The organism is Streptomyces aurantiaciflavus, from assembly GCF_049808595.1.
GTDB lineage: Bacteria > Actinomycetota > Actinomycetes > Streptomycetales > Streptomycetaceae > Streptomyces.
In genome coordinates, this window is the sequence record NZ_JBNCAQ010000009.1 from 213172 (window position 1) to 231992 (window position 18821).

At 71.7% G+C, this 18821-nt stretch carries 14 protein-coding genes; 6 read left to right on the forward strand and 8 right to left on the reverse strand.

The window, feature by feature from the left end; all coding sequences use genetic code 11:
- Window positions 1-22 precede the first annotated feature (22 nt).
- Window positions 23-2401, forward strand: coding sequence for a protein serine/threonine kinase AfsK (gene afsK, locus ACPT94_RS13175; RefSeq protein ID WP_360334536.1), 2379 nt, complete (start codon window positions 23-25; stop codon window positions 2399-2401).
- A gap of 186 nt (window positions 2402-2587) precedes the next feature.
- Here afsK and ACPT94_RS13180 read toward each other — a convergent pair whose 3' ends face one another.
- The 4 genes from ACPT94_RS13180 to ACPT94_RS13195 form a co-directional block, all read right to left on the reverse strand.
- Window positions 2588-3154, reverse strand: coding sequence for an antibiotic biosynthesis monooxygenase (locus ACPT94_RS13180; RefSeq protein ID WP_425245885.1), 567 nt, complete (start codon window positions 3152-3154; stop codon window positions 2588-2590).
- A gap of 105 nt (window positions 3155-3259) precedes the next feature.
- Entirely contained in the window at window positions 3260-4033 is a 774-nt protein-coding gene (locus tag ACPT94_RS13185) for an enoyl-CoA hydratase/isomerase family protein (RefSeq protein ID WP_425245886.1), read from the reverse strand.
- Entirely contained in the window at window positions 4030-4446 is a 417-nt protein-coding gene (locus ACPT94_RS13190; RefSeq protein WP_425245887.1) for a Zn-ribbon domain-containing OB-fold protein, read from the reverse strand. The genes ACPT94_RS13185 and ACPT94_RS13190 overlap by 4 nt, the downstream gene beginning before the upstream one ends.
- 1 nt (window position 4447) lies before the next feature.
- Complete coding sequence (locus ACPT94_RS13195; RefSeq protein ID WP_360334547.1) at window positions 4448-5605, reverse strand: lipid-transfer protein; 1158 nt, start codon at window positions 5603-5605, stop codon at window positions 4448-4450.
- 102 nt (window positions 5606-5707) lie between these two features.
- Here ACPT94_RS13195 and ACPT94_RS13200 point away from each other — a divergent pair, with 102 nt between their 5' ends.
- Complete coding sequence (locus ACPT94_RS13200) at window positions 5708-7303, forward strand: FadD3 family acyl-CoA ligase (protein WP_425245888.1); 1596 nt, start codon at window positions 5708-5710, stop codon at window positions 7301-7303.
- Between the two features lie 209 nt (window positions 7304-7512).
- Here ACPT94_RS13200 and ACPT94_RS13205 read toward each other — a convergent pair whose 3' ends face one another.
- Window positions 7513-10536, reverse strand: coding sequence for an NB-ARC domain-containing protein (locus ACPT94_RS13205; RefSeq protein ID WP_425245889.1), 3024 nt, complete (start codon window positions 10534-10536; stop codon window positions 7513-7515).
- A gap of 194 nt (window positions 10537-10730) precedes the next feature.
- On the opposite strand from ACPT94_RS13205, the gene ACPT94_RS13210 reads away from it, so the two are divergent.
- On the forward strand, window positions 10731-10907 hold the full coding sequence (locus ACPT94_RS13210; protein ID WP_425245890.1) for a hypothetical protein: 177 nt from the start codon (window positions 10731-10733) through the stop codon (window positions 10905-10907).
- A 205-nt stretch (window positions 10908-11112) separates the two neighbouring features.
- On the opposite strand, the gene ACPT94_RS13215 is transcribed toward ACPT94_RS13210, so the two are convergent.
- The 3 genes from ACPT94_RS13215 to afsR all read right to left on the reverse strand — a co-directional run bounded on the left by ACPT94_RS13215 (window position 11113) and on the right by afsR (window position 15663).
- The gene (locus tag ACPT94_RS13215) at window positions 11113-11853 is read right to left on the reverse strand and encodes an endonuclease domain-containing protein (protein ID WP_425245891.1); all 741 of its coding nucleotides are present in this window, start codon (window positions 11851-11853) and stop codon (window positions 11113-11115) included.
- A gap of 427 nt (window positions 11854-12280) precedes the next feature.
- Window positions 12281-12475 (reverse strand): hypothetical protein, encoded by a 195-nt coding sequence (locus ACPT94_RS13220; RefSeq protein ID WP_425245892.1) that lies wholly within the window; start codon window positions 12473-12475, stop codon window positions 12281-12283.
- Window positions 12476-12681: 206 nt separating this feature from the next.
- Window positions 12682-15663 carry an SARP-family global regulator AfsR gene (gene afsR / locus ACPT94_RS13225; RefSeq protein ID WP_425245893.1) on the reverse strand — a complete coding sequence of 994 codons (2982 nt, stop codon included), beginning with the start codon at window positions 15661-15663 and terminating at the stop codon, window positions 12682-12684.
- Window positions 15664-15902: 239 nt separating this feature from the next.
- Between afsR and ACPT94_RS13230 the strand changes: the two genes are divergently transcribed.
- The 3 genes from ACPT94_RS13230 (at window position 15903) to ACPT94_RS13240 (ending at window position 18810) form a co-directional block, all read left to right on the forward strand.
- On the forward strand, window positions 15903-17135 hold the full coding sequence (locus ACPT94_RS13230; protein ID WP_360334559.1) for an amidohydrolase family protein: 1233 nt from the start codon (window positions 15903-15905) through the stop codon (window positions 17133-17135).
- Window positions 17132-18073, forward strand: a complete 942-nt coding sequence (locus ACPT94_RS13235) for an LLM class F420-dependent oxidoreductase (RefSeq protein ID WP_425245894.1) — start codon at window positions 17132-17134, stop codon at window positions 18071-18073. The genes ACPT94_RS13230 and ACPT94_RS13235 overlap by 4 nt, the downstream gene beginning before the upstream one ends.
- 77 nt (window positions 18074-18150) lie before the next feature.
- Complete coding sequence (locus ACPT94_RS13240) at window positions 18151-18810, forward strand: LuxR C-terminal-related transcriptional regulator (RefSeq protein ID WP_425245895.1); 660 nt, start codon at window positions 18151-18153, stop codon at window positions 18808-18810.
- The last annotated feature ends 11 nt before the right edge of the window (window positions 18811-18821 follow it).

Sequence of the window (18821 nt, forward strand, 5' to 3'; positions counted from 1 at the left end):
CGTACGGGGAGGTGGCAGGCAAGTGGTGGATCAGCTGACACAGCACGATCCGCGGCGGATCGGGCCGTTCGAGGTGCTGGGACGGCTGGGGGCCGGCGGCATGGGGCTGGTCTATCTGGCACGCTCGGCCTCGGGCCGGCGCGTGGCGATCAAGACGGTCCGGACCGAGCTCGCCGAGGACCAGCTCTTCCGCGTGCGCTTCACGCGCGAGGTGGAGGCGGCCCGGGCGGTCTCCGGCTTCTACACGGCCGCCGTCGTCGACGCCGACCCGCGCGCCGCCGTGCCCTGGCTCGCCACCGCCTACGTGCCCGCGCCGTCGCTCGAGGAGATAGTGAACGAGTGCGGGCCGCTCCCGGCCCAGGCGGTGCGCTGGCTGGCCGCGGGCGTCGCGGAGGCCCTGCAGTCCATCCACGGCGCCGGCCTCGTCCACCGCGACCTGAAGCCGTCGAACGTGCTCGTCGTCGAGGACGGCCCCCGTGTGATCGACTTCGGCATCGCGTCCGGCGTCTCGAACACACGTCTGACGATGACCAACGTCGCCGTCGGCACGCCCGCCTACATGTCCCCGGAGCAGGCCAAGGACTCCCGCAGCGTGACCGGCGCCAGCGACGTCTTCTCGCTCGGCTCCATGCTGGTCTTCGCCGCCACCGGTCACCCGCCCTTCCACGGCGCCAACCCGGTCGAGACGGTCTTCATGCTGCTGCGCGAGGGCCCCGACCTCGAAGGCCTCCCGGACGAGCTGCGCCCGCTCATCGAGTCCTGCATGCAGATGGAGGCGACGGCCCGCCCCAACCCGGCCGACCTCCAGGCCCAGCTCGCCCCCCACCTCTTCGGCTCCGGCTCCGACGACAGCGGTACGGCGTCGGCGTGGCTGCCCGAGAAGGCGGTCACCCTCATCGAGACCCGCCGCGGCGGACGCCCGCCCGGCAAGCCCGCCGCCTCCGCCCCGGCCCGCGGCGGGGGCGGCGGCGTGGGCATGGCACGGCCCGCCGTACCGCCCCCGCCCTCGCACGACCCCGTCGTACCGGCCCCTCCGGAGCCCGCGCCCGTCGCGGTCGGCGCCCCCGACACCGGCCCCGTGCGCCTGGCCGGCGCGCCCGTGCCCATCGGCCCCGGGCCGCGCGTCGCCGACGTCCGCGCCACCGCCGCCGTCCGGGCCGCCGCGCCCGAACCCGCCCTCTCCGCGCACTGGACCCGGCTCAACCCCGGCGTCAACGGCGCCGACCCGACCACGGCACCGGCGGCCCCCACGGCGGCCCCGGACGCCCCGGCGGGCTGGCGCCCCTGGCGTTTCCGCATGTCCAACGACGTCTGGGGCACCCCCGCGGTCGACGGCGACCTCGTCTACGTCACCTCCTTCGAGGTGCACGCCCTGGACGTGGCCACCGGCCGCCGCCGCTTCAAGACGCGGGACGTGGCCTGGTCGATGGCGGTCGCGGACGGCCGTGTCCACGCCTCCGACGGCCCCACCCTGTTCGCCCTGGACGCCCGCGAGGGCACCGACCTGTGGCGGCTGCCGACGGACGCCTGGGTGTACTGCCTCAAGGCCGAGCGGGGCACCGTCGTCACCGGCACCCGCGGCGGCGGCGTCCAGGGCTGGGAGGCCTCCACCGGCCAGAAGCTGTGGGAGGTCACCGGCTGCCAGACCGACTTCGAGTCCCCGGAGGCCGGACCGGCGCTCCACGACGGCACGGTCTACGTCTGGCAGGACGCCCGCCTGCGCGCCCTGGACGCCCGCACGGGCGACGAGCGCTGGTCGTACCCCATCGGCGACATGGCCTCCTGCGGCGGCGTCCCGGTCCGGGTCACCTCCGCCTCCGACGGCTACGTCTACCTCTCCGCCGGCACCCGCGTCCTCGCCGTGGACGTGGCGAGCGGCATGGTGCGCTGGCACTTCGAGGCCCCGGCGGTCTTCCTCTCCCCGCCCACCTTCGTCCCCGGCCCCGCGGTGACGGGCGGCGGGGTGTATCTGGCGGACTACCTCGGCACGGTCTACGCCCTCGACGCCACCGACGGCCGCGACCGCTGGCGCATCGCCACCGAGGCCCGCTCCTCCGTCGATCCGGTGCTGGTGGCCGCCGGCCACGTCCACGTCGGCAGCGGCAAGGGCCTCTACACCCTGGACGCCGTCACGGGCACACCCAAGTGGCGCTTCCAGGCGGGCGGCGACATCGTGGGCGCCCCCGCGGTCGCCGAGGGCCGCATCCACTTCGGCTCCACGGACCACCTGCTGTACACCCTGAAGGCCGACGACGGACGGCTGCGCTGGAAGCTGGCGACCGGCGGCGAGATCACCGGCTCCCCGGTGGTCCGCGACGGTGTGGTGTACGCGTGCAGCAAGGACCGGTGCGTGTACGCGCTCGACGCGGAGAAGGGCACCGGGACGGCGAGAACGGCGTAGCGCGCCGCTGTGCCGTCCGGGACGGCCGTCGTACCGAATAACACGGAAAGGGGGCCGGACGGCGGCCGTCGCTGCGGGGAGCGGCCCGTTCGCCGCTCTCACCCCAGACGCTACGCCCCGTACGCACAGGTCGCCATGCAGTGACATGATCGCGACAGGCGGACGGGCTCCGCTCCCGCCGCCCGCTCACCGGTCCGGCGGAGGGTACAGCCACCGCCGCAGCAGGCGGCTCAGCCGCGGCATCACCAGATACGTCAGCGTCGGCAGCAGCACCACCGGGAACACGGCGCTGCGCAGCGGCAGGGGCCAGCCACCCGTACGGGGCGTCACCAGCCACTGGATCAGCAGCGTGAACGGATAGGCGCCGAGGAACGTGGTGAGCACCATCTTCCAGCGGGGCGGGGACTGGACAGTGGTGCCGGGCAGACTGAACCAGGTCTCCATCCCGGTCGTCGACTGCCGCTCGCTGCCGATCTCCGTGGCGACACCCTCGATCCGCGCGTGCCACTCCGCCCGCTCGTCCGACTCCAGCCACGCGGCGAGCCGGTGCGGATCGGACCAGCGCAGCACCGCGTGGAAGCGGTGACCCTGCTCCGGGCGCAGCCATGAGACGCCCTCGTTGCCCGGGAACCGTCTGGCGCACCGGGTGATCCCGTGCGTCCAGTCCTCGAACTCCTGCTCCCGGCCGGGGCGCACCTCCCAGGTGAGAACCGTGGTGACCGGCTCACCCCGCCGTACGTCGGTGGTGCTCATGCTCACCACGTGTGCCACGTACGGCGCCGGTCATGCCTCACCGCCGCACCCGGCCCGCGCGGCCGGGACCGCCCTCTGCGAGACGGACCCGTCGACGTGAACTCCCTAGCGCACCCGGGGATCGGCAGCGGAACGGCCGGCGAACAGCTCCGCCTGCCGCTCGGCGGGCAGGTTCCCCAGCGAGACGAGACACGGCGCCTGCGCGAACCCGGCCGCCCGGGCCGCCTCCTTCGCCGCCCACAGGGCCCGTACTGTGCCCTGGACACCGGCGGCCGGATACCCCGCGACGACCTTGGCGCAGGCGACAGCGGCCTCCAGCGCCCCACCGGTGTCGGTGACCTCCGACACCAACCCGATCTCGTACGCCCGCCGGGCGGAGATTCGCTCGGCGGTCCCCATGAGCATCATCCGCGCGACCTCCCCGTACGGCATCCGCTGCGCCATGAGCACCGACTCGTACGCGCTGACCATCCCGTAGGTGGTGTGCGGGTCGAAGAAGACGGCGTCGGCGCCGGCGACGAGGAACTCGCACTCCCCGAGCAGATAGAAGGCGCCCCCGCAGGCCATCCCCTCGACGGCGGCGACGACCGGCTTCCACAGGTCGTTCGCCTTCGGCCCGACGGTGAGGAGCGGATCGTCCTGCATGTACGGGGAGGACGGCTGCGGCACGACGGCGCTCCGGTCGATCCCGGTGGAGAAGGCGCGCTGCCCGGCACCGGTGAGGACGACGGCCCGTACGGAGTCGTCGAACCGCAACTCCCGCCACACGTCGACGAGTCGCCGAGCCATGTCGAGGTCGATGGCGTTGAGCCGCTCCGGCCGGTCGAGGGTGACCACGGCGACGCCGGTGTCCTTGTCGGTGCTGGTCCGCAGGCTCACGGGCGCTCCAGGACCCACTGGGGGAGACGGCTCCCGTCGAACACGGCCTGGACGCGGGCGCCGATGCGCAGACGGTCGGCGGGAAGGGAGTCGATCGGCGCCCCGGCCTCCCGCACCAGGTTCCCGACCAGCCGTATCCGGGGCGCCTCGGCCAGCTCCACGAGGACGACGTTGTAGGGAGCGTGCTCGGCGTAGTCGGGGAGGAGCGGCGGATGCGGGACCACATAGGACCAGACGCGCCCGCGTCCGGAGGTGGGCGCCCACTCGCTCGCGAAGGACTGGCAGTGGGGGCAGCAGGGGCGGGGCGGGAAGCGGGGTTCGCCGCAGTCGGCGCAGGTCTGGACGCGGAGTTCGCCCCGGGCGGCGTACTCCCAGAAGGGGGCGCCGTCGGGGTCGACGAGGGGATCGAGCATCTCAACTCCTCAGGAGCAGTGCGGAGGTGGGGACTCCCTCGCCGGCGGTGACGAGACAGGTGGCGGCGCCCGGGACCTGCGCCGTACTGGTCCCCCGTAGCTGCTTCACGCCCTCGTTGATGAGGTTGAAGCCATGGACGTACGCCTCGGAGAGCCCGCCCCCGCCGGTGTTCAGGGGCAGCCGGCCGCCGATCTCCAGGGCGCCGCCCTCGGTGAACGCGCCTCCCTCGCCCCGGCCGCAGAACCCGTAGCCCTCCAGGGAGAGGGGGACCAGGGGCGTGAACGCGTCGTAGATCTGGGCCACGTCGACGTCCTGCGGGGTGAAGTCGGCGTGTTTCCACAGGTGTCGGGCGGCGGTCCAGGCCGGGCCGGTGAGCGGGTCGTCGTTCCAGTAGTTGACCATGCCGTGGTGCTGGGCGGGCAGCCCCTGCGCGGCGGAGTGGACGAGGACGGGCCGCTGCCGGCAGTCCCGCGCCCGCTCGCGGCTCACCACCACACAGGCCAGCGCGCCGTCCGTCTCCAGGCAGTTGTCGTAGAGGCAGAGGGGCTCGCTGATCCAGCGGGAGCTCATGTACGACTCACGGGTGAGGGGCCGCTCGTACATCACGGCGGCGGGGTTCTGGTTGGCCCGGTTCCGGCAGGCGAGGGCGACGTTGAAGAGATGGTCCCTGGTGGCGCCGTACTCGTGCATGTAGCGGCGGGCCAGCATGGCGATCTCGTCGACGGGCCGCAGGAGCCCGTACGGCCGGGTCCACTGGGCCGGGGTGGGGAGCTGGACGGTGGTGTTGGTCCAGGGGCGCGGCCCGCTGCCCCGCTTCCGTGACCGCCACGCCACCCCGACCGACGCCTGCCCGGAGGCGATGGCGGCGGCGAGATGGGCGACGGTGGCACAGGAGCCGCCGCCCCCGTAGGGGACGCGGCTGAAGAAGGTGAGGTCCCCGAACCCGACGGCCTTCGCCAGCTCCACCTCGTCGGTCTCCTCCATGGTGTAGGAGGCGAGCGCGTCGACCTCGCCGGGCGCGATCCCGGCGTCGTCGAGCGCGGCGAGGACGGCACGGCAGGCGAGGGTCCTCTCGTCCTCGGGGAGGTGCTTGGCGAAGGGGGTCTGTCCGATGCCGACGATGGCCGTGGCGTCCTTGAGTCCTGCTGCTCCGGGCATGCGCGCGCACCTCCGCAGAGGGGGGAGATGAGTGGAGCTGACAGCCCGTCAGGTTACAGCTAATCTGACGGACAGTCAGCTAGCGGTAGTGGGGAGGTCGTCGTGCGCGGTGACGAGCAGTGGGGGACGATCCCGGGGCTGGTCCGGTGGGCGGCCGGACGGTACACGGACGTCGAGGCGGTGGTGGAGGGCCGTACGCGCATCTCGTACGGCGAGCTGGGCGCACGGGTGGAGCGGGCGGCGGCGGCATGCATGGCGAACGGGGTCGGGGCCGGCGACCGGGTGGCGATCTGGGCGCCCAACTCCCTCGACTGGATGGTGGCGGCACTGGGAGCGGTGTCGGCCGGCGCGGTCCTGGTCCCCCTCAACACACGCTTCAAGGGCGCGGAGGCGGCGGACGTCCTGGCCCGGAGCGGCGCGAAACTGCTGTTCGTGACAGGCACGTTCCTGGGGACGTCGTACGTGGCGTCACTGCGGCGGGCGGCCGGCGAGGGCCCGGGGGAGGGGCCGTTGGGCGGTCTGCCCGGGCTGGAGCAGGTGGTGGTCCTGTCGGAGGACGCGCCGGTGGGCTTCCGCACCTGGAAGGACTTCCTGGCGAGCGGGGAGGGGCTGGGGGCGGCGGAGGTACGGGCGAGGTCGGAGACGGTGGACGGCTCCTCCCCGTCGGACATCATCTTCACCTCGGGCACGACGGGCCGCCCCAAGGGCGCGGTGATCACACACGCCCAGACACTGCGGGCCTACGAGATCTGGTCCGACCTGGCCGGCCTGCGCCAGGGCGACCGCTACCTGATCGTCAACCCCTTCTTCCACACCTTCGGCTACAAGGCGGGCGTCATCGCCTGCCTCATGCGGGGCGCGACGATGATCCCCCAGCCGGTGTTCAACGTGAACACGGCCCTCGCGAACATCGCGAAGGAACGGGTGTCGGTCCTGCCGGGCCCACCCACCCTCCACCAGTCCCTGCTGGACCACCCCGCCCGGGACGCCCACGACCTCTCCGCGCTGCGGCTGGTGGTGACGGGCGCGGCGGTCGTGCCGCTGCGGCTGGTGGAACGACTGCGGGGCGAACTGGGCGTGGGCACCGTCCTGACGGCGTACGGCCTCTCGGAGGCCGGCGGCATCGTGACGATGTGCCGCCGGGGAGACGAGCCGACGGTGATCGCGTCCACCTCGGGCCGGGCGATCCCCGGCACGGAGGTGAAGGTCGTCTCCGGCGCCGGAACCGCCCTGGGCCCCGGCGCCCCCGGGGAGGTCCTCGTCCGCGGCTTCAACGTCATGCGCGGCTACTACGAGGACGAGGCGGCCACGGCCGAGGCCCTGACGGACGACGGCTGGCTGCGGACGGGCGACATCGGCGTCCTCGACGAGGCCGGCAACCTCCGCATCACCGACCGCATCAAGGACATGTTCATCGTCGGCGGCTTCAACGCGTACCCCGCGGAGATAGAGCAACTGCTCGGCCTGCATCCGGATGTGGCCGACGTCGCGGTGATCGGCGTCCCGGACGCGCGGCTCGGCGAGGTCGGCAAGGCCTTTGTGGTCCGGCGGGCGGGAGCCGTCCTGACAGGGGACGACCTGATCGCCTGGGCACGCCGCGAGATGGCGAACTACAAGGTGCCACGGGCGGTGGAGTTCGTGCGGGAGCTGCCCAGGAACGCCGGCGGGAAGGTGGTCAAGGGGGAGTTGCGGGGGTGAGGGTGCCTGGGGTGGGGAGGGTGTTGAGGTGAGCGTCTGTTGGGGGCGTGGCTGTGGGGCCGCCAGTTCCTTGGCCTGTTCGTGAGCCTCACTCATTGGGGACCAAGCGGCAATTGGTGGGTTGGGGCCAGGGTGGGGCGGCTGACCTGGGAAGTCTGGGCGTTGGAGGTGGCCCCAACCCACCCGACTGCGTTGCTGAACGTGCACACCTAGGACTTGGGTCTCGGGGAGTCGCTCGCGAAGGGGGCGGTCACGCGTCTCAGGAGGTCCTGAACCGACTCCTCGTCGGCAGGGGGTAGGCCATCCCATGTGTAGTCAGTGCCATCGGACGCTTGCATCGTGGCTCGGAACGACATGTGCACCATCCGGTTCCTCTGGGCATTGGCATCGTCCATGCATCGCGCGTGCTCCAAGGCGTAGACCAGACGGGTCCGCGTCGGGTCCTCCTCGTACATATCGCCGATCTCCCGGAAGAGCCGCAGTGCCTCCTCGAAGTGCCGTACGGCGTCCTCGTACCGCTCGTTCCTCAGCGCTTCCTCACCTCGCCCGCGGAGCACGACCGCCTGGATGTGCGGGTCCTCGGTCTCCACTGCAATCCGCCAAGCCTGGTCAAGGAGAACCGTCTCGTGGCCGGCGTCACCCGCGATTCCCTGGGCGAAGGCCAGGTCGGTCAGAGCATGGACTTCGCCGTATGGGTCCTTGAATCGACGGAAGACTTCGACCGACCGTTCGAGATGCCGCACGGCCTTGCGGGCCTCCCTCAAGTCCTGAGGAGACCAGCCGGTACTCCGTAGCTCTTCCGCTTTTCTGTTGAGATTCCGCAGCCAGCTGTACGCGAGGTCGGCGTTTTCTACATCGGGGCTCAGTACGCGCCGCAGTTGGGCTACCGTCGCCAGGTTTCCCACCAGGGCACGCGCATGCCCCATGTCCGCCCACGAACGGCCGAGAACCCGAAGCGCCTTGCCTTCGCCGTACAGGCCTCCCGCCCTTCGGTACAGGAGCACCGCACGCGCGGACCAGTTGATCGCTTGCTGCAACTCCCGGTCCTTGAGGAGCACCTGCCCGGAGTCCGGTTCCAAAACCGCTCGTTTGCGCACGGTCTCACTCAGTTCGAGGAGCGAGGCAGCCTCGGCAGTCAGGTCGCCAAGGCTCCGCTGGATGTCGATCGCGCGTTCGAAGGCCACCGCAGTGTTGTCGTACATATGGGTTCTGGCCAGCGCGAAGTGGCGCAAGGCCATGCCCTCGCCCCTGCGGTTGCCGATCAGCCGGTAGGCCACGGCGGCACTTTGCAGAGGCTCGATGGCTTCCTCGATGCGGCCCACGGCGGCCAGCCATCTTCCCCACCGGCCCAGCGCGCCGGCCAACTCCCCCTCGTCCCGCTGGTCTCGTTCGTCCTGTTGGTCCCACAGCGCACGGGCCGCCCGTACCGCCGCCTCCGCGGTGGCGAGCCCGTCGTTGAACCGCCGCCGCAGGAGGAGGTAGTCCTCGATGCACGCCGACAACCGCACCACCAACTCGGGAAGTCGGCCATCCTCGGCAGTGTGCACCGCGGCGACGAGCGCCACGGCCTCCGCGTCAAGCCACTCCAGAGCCTCGACGGATTCTTCGAAGCGTGACTCCCCGGCACCCGCGGAGCTCCAAAGCTGCCGGGACGCCTCCTCGGCGACTGCGGCGTAGTGGTGCAGCAGCCGGTGGCGAGCCGCGGTGAGGTCGTCCGCGGACTCCTCGGCGCGGGCGAGATCCGCGACGTACACGCTGATCAGGTCGTGCAGACGCCAGCGGCCTTCCGCCGTGCCTCTGTCGACCAGGCCGGCACGGCGCAATGACACCAGGGCGCGTCGGACGGATGTGCCGCTGTCACCGGTAAGCACGGCGGCCGTCTCGGTGGAGAAGTCGCCGCCGAGACGTATCGACAGCAGCCGGAAGACTCTGGCTTCGTGAGCGGCCAGCCGCTCGTAGGACAGATCGAATGCGGCCCGGACGGCCCAGTCGCCCTGGGCGATCTCAGCAAGCCGTTCCCTTTCGTCGGCGAGCGCTGCGGTCAACTCACCCACCGTGCCCTCGGGGTCCTCTGCCAGCAGGGCGGCGGCGATCCGCAGCGCGAGCGGAAGATGACCGCAGAGCCTGGCAAGCTCCCGTGCCAACGCCGGATGCTCCGCCATCCGGCTGTCACTGGCGTCCAGCGCCTTGCTGATGAGGGCGACGGCATCGTCCGGGCTCAGCACGTCCAACCTCAGCAGGCGGACGCCATCGAGACGGGCCAGCGTCTCCCGTGAAGTGATGATGCCGCCCGTGCTGGGGAGCAGCGTTTGGACCTGTTCGGGGCTCGAGGCGTTGTCCAGGACCACGAGGAAGCGCTCACAATGCCTGGCCCGTTGGGCAAGGACGTCCCGGTAGAGCTGGGCGCGCTGGCCCGTCAGCCGCGGAACGCGCTCCGCCCTCACGCCCAGGACCAGCAGCAGGTCGTACAGCGCCAAGTCCGCCACCGCGTCCGCGTCGTCCCGCTCGTACCACCTGAGGTCGACGTACAGCACACCGCCGGGGCACCACCCTCGCCGCTGGGCCGCGTGCGCCGCCTGTACCGCAAGTTCACTCTTGCCGATCCCGGGCATCCCGGAGATCGCGGCGATCGTCGCAGGGCGCTTCTCATTATGGTGTGGGTCGAGCACGTCCCATACAGCGGCGAGTTCAGCCTCCCGGCCGGTGAAGTTGTGTGTCGCTGGGGGGAGTTCGAGGTACGGGACAGTGTGTGCCGCGGCCTCGTGCGGCGGGACGACCTGGTACACGGTCACCGGACTGTTGCCGCCGGTGGTGACTGCCTCGCTGTGCCGGTCCACGTGGTCTCGCCTCGTAGGAGCGGCGCCGCTCCTCTTCCGTGCCCCAGCGCGTCCCCCGGTCCGGGACCTCGGCCGCCCGCCGCGGTTCTGGCTGCGCTCGGCCTGGGCTGCCCTCAGCCGAGCTTGCATCTGACGGAATTTCTGGTGCTGCGCGGACCGATCGGGAATGCGGGCCACCAGGCGGCGGATCAGCGCGAGAGCGTATTTCGTTTTCTCTTCGGATGGGGCGCTCTTGCCAGTGAACCAGTCGCTCAGAGTCTGGTTACCGGCCGTCTGGACGCCGAACTCCGGGTCTTCGAGCCTTAGAAGCGCGCTGTACGGGGGCTTGCCGGCCGCCACCCACAGTTCGAAAAGCGCATCCCTGAACTCCTGTAACGCTGAGCGGGCGGCGGTCAATTTGCCTCTCCTCCGATGTCCGCGCAACCGCGGCCGGAAACTCCCCGGAAGACTCGTACACGCGGGTTGATCAGGCTACTTGGCATGCTCTCTCTGCAGGAGATCGCCGGAAACCCGCCGGATGGTGGAGAAAGTTTGCCACTACCGCCCGGCGAAGACGAGCGCCGGGGACTGTCTACGGAGGTACACAAGCCATGTCCGCTCTCCCCGCGCTGCTCCACACGGGTGCCGAACTCGCCGCAGCCGCGAGTGTTCTGTACACCGGGAGCGCGGCCGTCGCCGCGGCCGTGTCGGTGTTCTCCCGCAGCCCGGAGCGGCGCCGAGACGCACGCCAAACGCTCGCGATCCTGCTGCGCCGCCATGCCCGCTGATGCGCCGACCACCGATTCCCTGCGTGGAAGCCCGGCGGCGGCCCGAAGGTCGCAGGCCGACACGTCCCCAGCCGACACCTCGTTCCGGCCGCCCGCGAGGTGGTGGCGGATGCCCAGCCTGGTCCGCTGAGTTGCCGGACGATCCAGCGTCACTGCAGCCACCTGCGGGCGGCACAGCTCCTCGGGGCGCGGAAGCGCACGACACTCACGCGATGCTTGCGATGTTCCTTGCAGTCGCCAGGACGGCGCGGATCTCCTGGATCATCCGCTCCGGTTGGTGGAAGACGTCCTCGGCGGTGAAGCGCAGGACGCGTCTGACCTCCGGGCACTGTTGGAGCGCGTTGAAGCGGATGACGTCACGGCGGTGGGCATCGCGGGCGCCGTGGTAGGCGTAGCCCTCGATCTCGACGGCCAGGCCCTCGGCACGGAAGAAGAAGTCCAGCACGATCCTGCGCCCGTCCGGTGTACGGAGGGCGACCTGTGACTCGGCGTGGAGGCCGGCGTCGTACATGCGGAGGCGGGCGATCGTCTCGGCCGGTGATCCGGCGAGGGGGTCGCACAGACCGAACCAGGTGTGTGCCCTGGCGGCGCCCCGCGCCCGTGCCCGTACTCGCAGCCCGAGAGCTGAGCCGATCGTGTCGAGGTCGGTGAGCGGTGCGCGGCGGACGCCGTCGACTGTGCGGCGGGCGAGTCCCGACTCGACGGCGACGAGGGCGTCGTCCCTGGGGCCGGTCAGCAGCAGGTCGGTGAGGGTCCGTACGGGGCCGGTGACCCGCAGGCCCCGCCGCTCGAACACGTCCGCCGGCTCCAGGCGCGTGCGGTGCACGCGTACGTCTTGCCCTTCCGGCCGGTGACTGAGCTCGGGGTCGGTGAACTCCAGGGGCGAACGGGAGGCTCGGGTCAGCGTCTCGATCCGCCACAGGGGGGCTGCCGAACGGTGGCTCACGACGAGCCGGGAGTTGAGGAGTTGCTCTGCCCGGAGTCGCGTGACGAGGTCCGGGTTCCTTCCCGGCTCGGCCCAGGCACCCTTTCTCAGGAGAGTCCAGCCGTCTGCCCGGAGCGCCCGTGTGAGGCTCCGCTTGGGCCACCCCGCGTCAAGGGCACGCGAAGTAAGGAGGACTCCCCCCTCCGCCAACTCCCGCAACGCCCTCCGCCCCATCCACCCAAGATCGCAGTCCTGCCCGTTCTCTGCTGGGCCTGTGGACAACCGCCCTTGGGTGGGTGAGCGGGATGTGCGCCGGCTCTGCTGCCCGCTTCGAGTCGCGGACGGGGACGACGCCGGGGCGGCAGGTGAACAGGCGGCCCGGCACACCTCGGCCGCGGCGGCTCCCCCTCCGCGCCGCCGCGGCCGGTCTCCCCCGTCGGGCTGTGCTTCAGGCCGTCTCGTCCGAGGCGTGGTTGTCGAGGAGCTTCGCAGTGCCGCCCGAGGCGTGGTTGTCCAGGGTGGTGATCTCCGTCTCGGAGGGCTGGTCCTTCTCGGTGGCGGTAGCGAGGACCCCCTCCTCCACGAAGGAGGCGTGGTTGTCCAGGGGCTTGATGACGTCGTCGTTCTTCTCAGCCTTGCTCATGCTCTCAACTCCTGCGGAAACTCAGTTCAAAGGGTGGAAGTGACCCGCCCGGCAACTCCCCCGCGGACCGCCGGGCGGGTCACTTTTCGGCCGCTCACCCTAACGGTGTGGCCTTGGGCGATCCGTTTGCCCCCCAGCGCGACGGATCGACTGCCCCAAGCGTGCCGGGCGGCGATAAACGAACGATGAACGTGTCAAAGGGACCGCTAGGCCGCGGCCGCGGGGGCCAACAGCTCACGGACCTCGCCCGTCTCGGAGGAACCCAAGCGTTCGTAGATGGCAAGGGCTTCCTGCCAGCATGCTCTGGCCCGGTCCGACTGGCCGATGGCGGACAGCGCCCTTCCCAGCACGGTGAGGACCGTCCCGCGTCGCCACTCCCCGCCGATGCCCCGCAGCGCGATCGCCTGCTCCGCGTGGCTCGCGGCGAGCGTCGCGCGCTGTGCTGCCAAGTGGACTTCCGCGATGCGGAAGTGCGTGACGCCTTCCCAGAGAGGCTGACGATTGTCGTGGAAGAGGGTCAGTGCTTCGGTGAGCTGATCGAGTGCCTCCGAAAGGCGGCCCGCCTGGGTCAGAGCGATGCCGAGCGCGTAGCGGCCGTTGGCCAGCCGAAGCGTGAGACCCATGCGGTCGTAGATGTCGATGCCCTGTTGGGCCAGCTCGATGGCGCTGGACGTGTGGCCCATGGCGAGGTGGATCCGGGACAGGTTGCACAGCGCGCTCGCCTCGCCGACGTCGTTGCCGTCAGCCCTGAAGTTCTCGATCGCCTGCTGCAGGTGGCGTTCGCCGTCGGCGTGCCGGTTCTCGTAGATCGCGATGATGCCCCGGTCGTTGGGAGCCCAGCAACTGGGGAGCGGGTCACTGGCTCGGGCGGCCAGTTCCATGGCCTGCCGGGCTTCGTCGTCTGCTTCCTTGAAGCGGCCGGCGACGAGGTGGGCGTTGGTCAGGGCCGTTCGCGCGCGGCCTTCGGTGCGGACGTCTCCACTGTCTCGCGCCCGGTCTCGCAGGGTCAGTGCGGCCACTTCGTACTCACGCGCGTTGGCGCCCGACTCGGCGAGGTCCTTGGTCGCGCAGAGAAGGTCGACGGCCCTTCTCAGGGTCTTGGCGCCGACGGACTGCCGTACGCAGGCCAGCAGACAGACCGACTCCGCGTACAGCCAGTCCTGGGCCGCATGCCGGTCCTCGAAGCTCAGCCCCTGGTGTTCCGTTTCCTCCAGATGATCCACCAGCCGATCCCCCGGCCGTTCGATCGCGTACACACCCGCCGCCGTGGCCAGGTAGAAGTCCAGCAGCCGTGACATCGCCGCGGCCCTCTCCCCGGGCGGCTGTTCGTCGCGTTCCGCGCATGCACGCGCGTAGAGCCGGACCAGGTCATGGAACCGGTACCGTCCCGGTGCCGCCGACTCCAGCAGCGAGGTGTCCACCAGGGACTCCAGCAGGTCCTCCGTCTCCTCCACCGGGAGGTCCAGGACCGCCGCTGCCGCCGTCAGGGAGATGTCCGGGCCGTCGGCCAGGCCCAGCAGCCGGAACGCCCGGGCCTGGGCGGGCTCCAGGGCGCCGTAGCCGAGTTCGAAGGTGGCCTTGACCGCGAGGTCGCCGGCCTGGAGTTCGTCCAGGCGGCGTCGCTCGTCCGCGAGCTTGGCCGCGAGGACGGACACGGTCCAGGTGCGGCGGGCCGCGAGGCGGGACGCCGCGATGCGGATCGCCAGGGGCAGGAATCCGCACGCGGCGACGACGTCCAGCGCGGCCTCCCGCTCGGCGGCGACCCGCTCCTCGCCGACGATCTTCGTGAACAGCGCCAGCGCCTCGTCGGGGGACATCACGTCCAGGTCGACCAGGTGGGCCCCGGCGAGGTCCACCATCCGCACCCTCGACGTGACCAGCGCCGCGCACCCCGCCGTCCCAGGCAGCAGCGGACGTACCTGGGCCGCGTCCCGCGCGTTGTCCAGCAGGACGAGGACGCGGCGGCCGTCCAGCACGGAGCGGTACAGCGCCGCCCGTTCCTCCAGAGAGTCCGGGACGGCCGAGTCGGCCGTACCCAGGGCCCGCAGGAACGAGCCCAGTACCGTCTCCGGTTCCGCCGCCCGCGCCCCGGCGCCCTGCAGGTCGACGTACAACTGCCCGTCGGGGAAGGCCGAGCGGGCCTGGTGGGCCACGTGCACGGCGAGGGTCGTCTTGCCGACGCCTCCGATGCCCGCCAGCGCGGACACCGCCATCACCCGGCCGGTGTCCTCGTCGCCGCCCGCCGCCCCGGCCAGCACCTCGCTCAGCTCGGTCACGAAGGACTTGCGGCCCGTGAAGTCGGGGACGGTGGCGGGGAGTTGGGCCGGGCGGACCGGCGCCGACGGCGGTTCGGCCGCCGGGGCGGACGGCTCCACGAGGTCCGGGTCGGCCTGGAGGATCCGGCGCTGGAGCTCGCGCAGGCCCGGCCGCGGGTCCACGCCCAGTTCCTCCGCCAGCAGCCGCCGCGTGTCCGCGTACACGGCCAGTGCCTCCGCCTGCCGGCCGCTGCGGTACAGGGCGAGCATCAGCAGCTCACGGAAGCGTTCGCGCAGGGGATGCGCCGCCGTGAGCGCGGTCAGCTCGGAGACCGCCTCCGCGTGGCAGCCCAGCTCCAGGTCCAGGTCGAGGCGGGACTCGAGGAGCCCGAGCCGCCACTCCTCGAGGCGGACGCGCTGCGCCTCCGCGTAGGGGCCGGGTACGCCGGCCAGCGCCTCCCCGTCCCACAGGCCCAGCGCCCGGTTCAGCACCTTGCGCGCATGGCCGAGATCCCCGGCCCCGCGCGCCTTCTCGGCCTCCGTCGCCCACTCCTGCGCCACCGCCAGGTCGAGGGCGCCCTCCCGCAGCCCGCGCACCGCGTACCCGCCGGACTCGCTCACCAGGACGCCCGGGTCCAGCACCTTCCGCAGCCGTGAGGCGTAGGTCCGCACCGCCGCCAGCGCCTGTGACGGCGGCTCCTCGCCCCACAGCGCGTCGATCAGCTCGGCGGCCGTCGCCGTACGGCCCTCGCGCAGCAACAGGGCGGCGAGCAGGGCGCGTTGCTGGGGGGAACCGGTCGCCAGTGACTCCTCGCCGCGCCAGGCGCGCACCGGACCGAGCACGTCGAAGCGCAACGCCGCCGGCTTCCCGGAGGAGCCGGGGCGCCTCTGCTCCGGCACGCGCGGGCCGCCGTGTCCAACACGGTCGTCCATCGGGGTCCCCCTAGGCATCATGACCAACCAGGTCAGTTTGCCCTGCCCAGGCCGGAACCGTCAGCCGTGGGAGACGCCGATCACAGGGTGGCACACGGGGAACACAGGGCGACGCACGGGACTCCACACACCTCTCACATGCTCCCCGCACACGTTCGCACAGAGTCCGACAGCGGCACCGGTCGCCGACCGCTGCCGCCATAGCTGACGGGTCGTCAGATCAGCGCTACCGTGCCTTCATGGAGACCAACGAGACCTTCCCGCGGATCATCTCCGTCGACGACCACACCGTCGAACCGCCCACCGTCTGGCAGGACCGCCTCCCGAAGAAGTACCTCGACACCGGGCCCCGCGTCGTCCGCGCCCCGCTGAAGGAGATGACCTTCCTCGGCGGCCGCTTCAAGCCCGTCATGGGCACCCCGGGCAGCGACGACGGCCCGATCGGCGACTGGTGGGTCTACGAGGACCTGCACCGCCCCCTCACCCGCCTCGACACCGCCGTCGGCTTCGACCGGGACGAGATCAAGCTGGAGGTCATCACCTACGAGCAGATGCGCCCCGGCTCCTACGACGTCCCCGCCCGTCTCGCCGACATGGACGTCAACCACGTCCAGTCCGCCGTCTGCTTCCCCACCTTCCCCCGCTTCTGCGGCCAGACCTTCACCGAGGCCGCCGACCACGACCTCGGCCTCCTGTGCGTGCGCGCCTACAACGACTGGATGGTGGAGGAGTGGTGCGGCCCGAAGGCGCGGGGCCGGCTCATCCCGCTCACCCTCATCCCCCTGTGGGACGCCGAGTCGGCGGCGGCCGAGGTCCGCCGCAACGCGGCCCGCGGGGTCCGCGCCGTCGCCTTCTCCGAGATCCCGCCGTTCCTGGGCCTGCCCTCCGTCCACACCGACGCGTGGGACCCCTTCCTCGCCGCCTGCGACGAGACCGGCACCGTCATCGCCATGCACATCGGCTCCTCCAGCCGTATGCCCTCCACCTCCGAGGACGCCCCGCCCGCCGTCGGCTCCACCATCACCTTCGCCAACTGCTGTTTCTCGATGGTCGACTGGCTGATGAGCGGCAAGTTCGAACGCTTCCCGAACCTGAAGGTGATGTACGCCGAAGGCCAGATCGGCTGGATCCCCTACATCCTCGAACGCGCCGACGTCGTCTGGGAGGAGAACCGCGGCTGGGGCGGCGTCGCCGACAAGGTCCACCGGCCGCCGTCCGAGCTCTTCGCCGACCACGTCTACGGCTGCTTCTTCGACGACGCCTTCGGCCTGCGGAACCTGGACTCGATCGGCGTCGGGAACGTGCTCTACGAGACCGACTACCCGCACTCCGACTCCACCTGGCCGAAGTCGAAGGAGGTCGGCGAGTCCCAGATGGGCCACCTGGACCCGGAGGTCGTCGAGCGGATCGTCCGGGGCAACGCGATCGACCTGCTGGGCCTCACCCCGGACGGCCTGTGGAGCCCCCGGTGAGCCTCGCCTACGGCATCCAGCTCCCCGTCCAGTCCCAGTCGGGGATCTACGCCGAACCCTGGGAGGCCGACGCGGGAGCCGCCGACCTGGTGGAGATCGCGCGGGCCGCCGACCGGGCCGGGTTCGCCTATGTGGCCTGCTGCGACCACGTGGCGATCCCGCGCCGCCTCGCGGACGCGATGAGCACGGTCTGGTACGACCCCGTGGCCACCCTCGCCCACCTCGCCGCCGTCACCGAACGCGTCCGGCTGCTCGCCCATGTCGCGGTGGTCGGCCTGCGCCACCCGCTGGTCACCGCCAAGCAGTACGCCACCCTGGACGCGCTGTCCGGCGGCCGCCTGATCCTCGGGGTGGGCGCCGGGCACGTACGGGAGGAGTTCGAGGCGCTCGGGGTGGACTTCGAGCGGCGGGGCGCGGTCCTCGACGAGACGATCGACGCGCTGCGGGCCGCGCTGGGGGAGGAGGAGTTCCCGTCCCACCACGGCAAGCTGTACGACTTCGAGGGCCTCGGGCAGCGGCCCCGGCCCGCGCAGGCCCGGGTGCCGCTGTGGGTCGGCGGCTCCTCCCCGGCCGCCGTGCGCCGGGCCGCGCTCAAGGGGGACGGCTGGCTGCCCCAGGGCGACCCGAGGGACCGGCTGCCCGCGCAGATCGAGCGGCTGCGGCGGCTGCGCGGCGACGGCACACCGCTCACGATCGGCGCCATCACCGAGCCGCTCTACGTCGGCACCCCCGCCTGGGACGTCGGCCGCCGCACCCTCACCGGACCGCCGGAGGCTCTCGCGGAGTCGCTGCGCGCGTACGGGGCGATGGGCGTGCACCAGATCCAGGTGCGCTTCCGCTGTCGGAGCCGTGCCGAACTCACCGACCAGATGGGCGAGTTCGGGGCGGAGGTGGGACCGCTGCTCGGCGATGCCGTCGCCGTGACAGGTTCTTCTTGAACGTTTGAACATGTCCACGTCGGGTCGCGTATGTACGAACGTACGGACGTGATGGCTCCGGCGGAAGGACCCCGTAAGTGCGATCCTCCCAGCGACTCTCCGTCGCCCTCGCCTGCGCCGAGGGCGACCGGCCGCTCGACGGCTGGCCCGCCCCCGACGATCCGTACGTGGACCGGACGGTGCACGTCCAACCGCCCTACGACGGCCTGCGTGAGGGCGCGTTCGACGTCGTCGTACTGCGCTGCGAGGAGCCGGTGGAGGCCTTACCGGGGCTGCTGAGGGCGCTGGACGACCGCAGCGTCCCGGTGATCGTCGTCAGCGACCGCACCGACACCGAGACGGTCGTCGAGGTCTTCCGGGGCGGGGCGGGCTATCTGGCCGAGGGCGACTACTGCACCCACATGCTGTCCTCGGCGGTGATGGCCGCCACCGTCGGCCACACCTACCTGTCGCCCGCCGCGTGCGCCGCCCTGCGGGAGGGGGCCCAGCGGATGCCGACGGCCGGTGACGCCATGGAGCGGCTGCGGTCCCTGCTCTCGCCGCGCGAGCGGCAGATCATGGAGCTGCTGTCGACCGGGCTCGGCGCGCAGGAGATAGGGCTGCGCCTGAAACTCAGCGAGAAGACCGTCCGCAACAACCTCAGCAACATCTACGGCAAGCTCGACGCCCGGGGCAGCACGGACGCGGTCCTGCGGTGGCTCGGGGCCACACCGGCCGCGCCCGTGCTTCGCACCTGAGAAGCCTCACC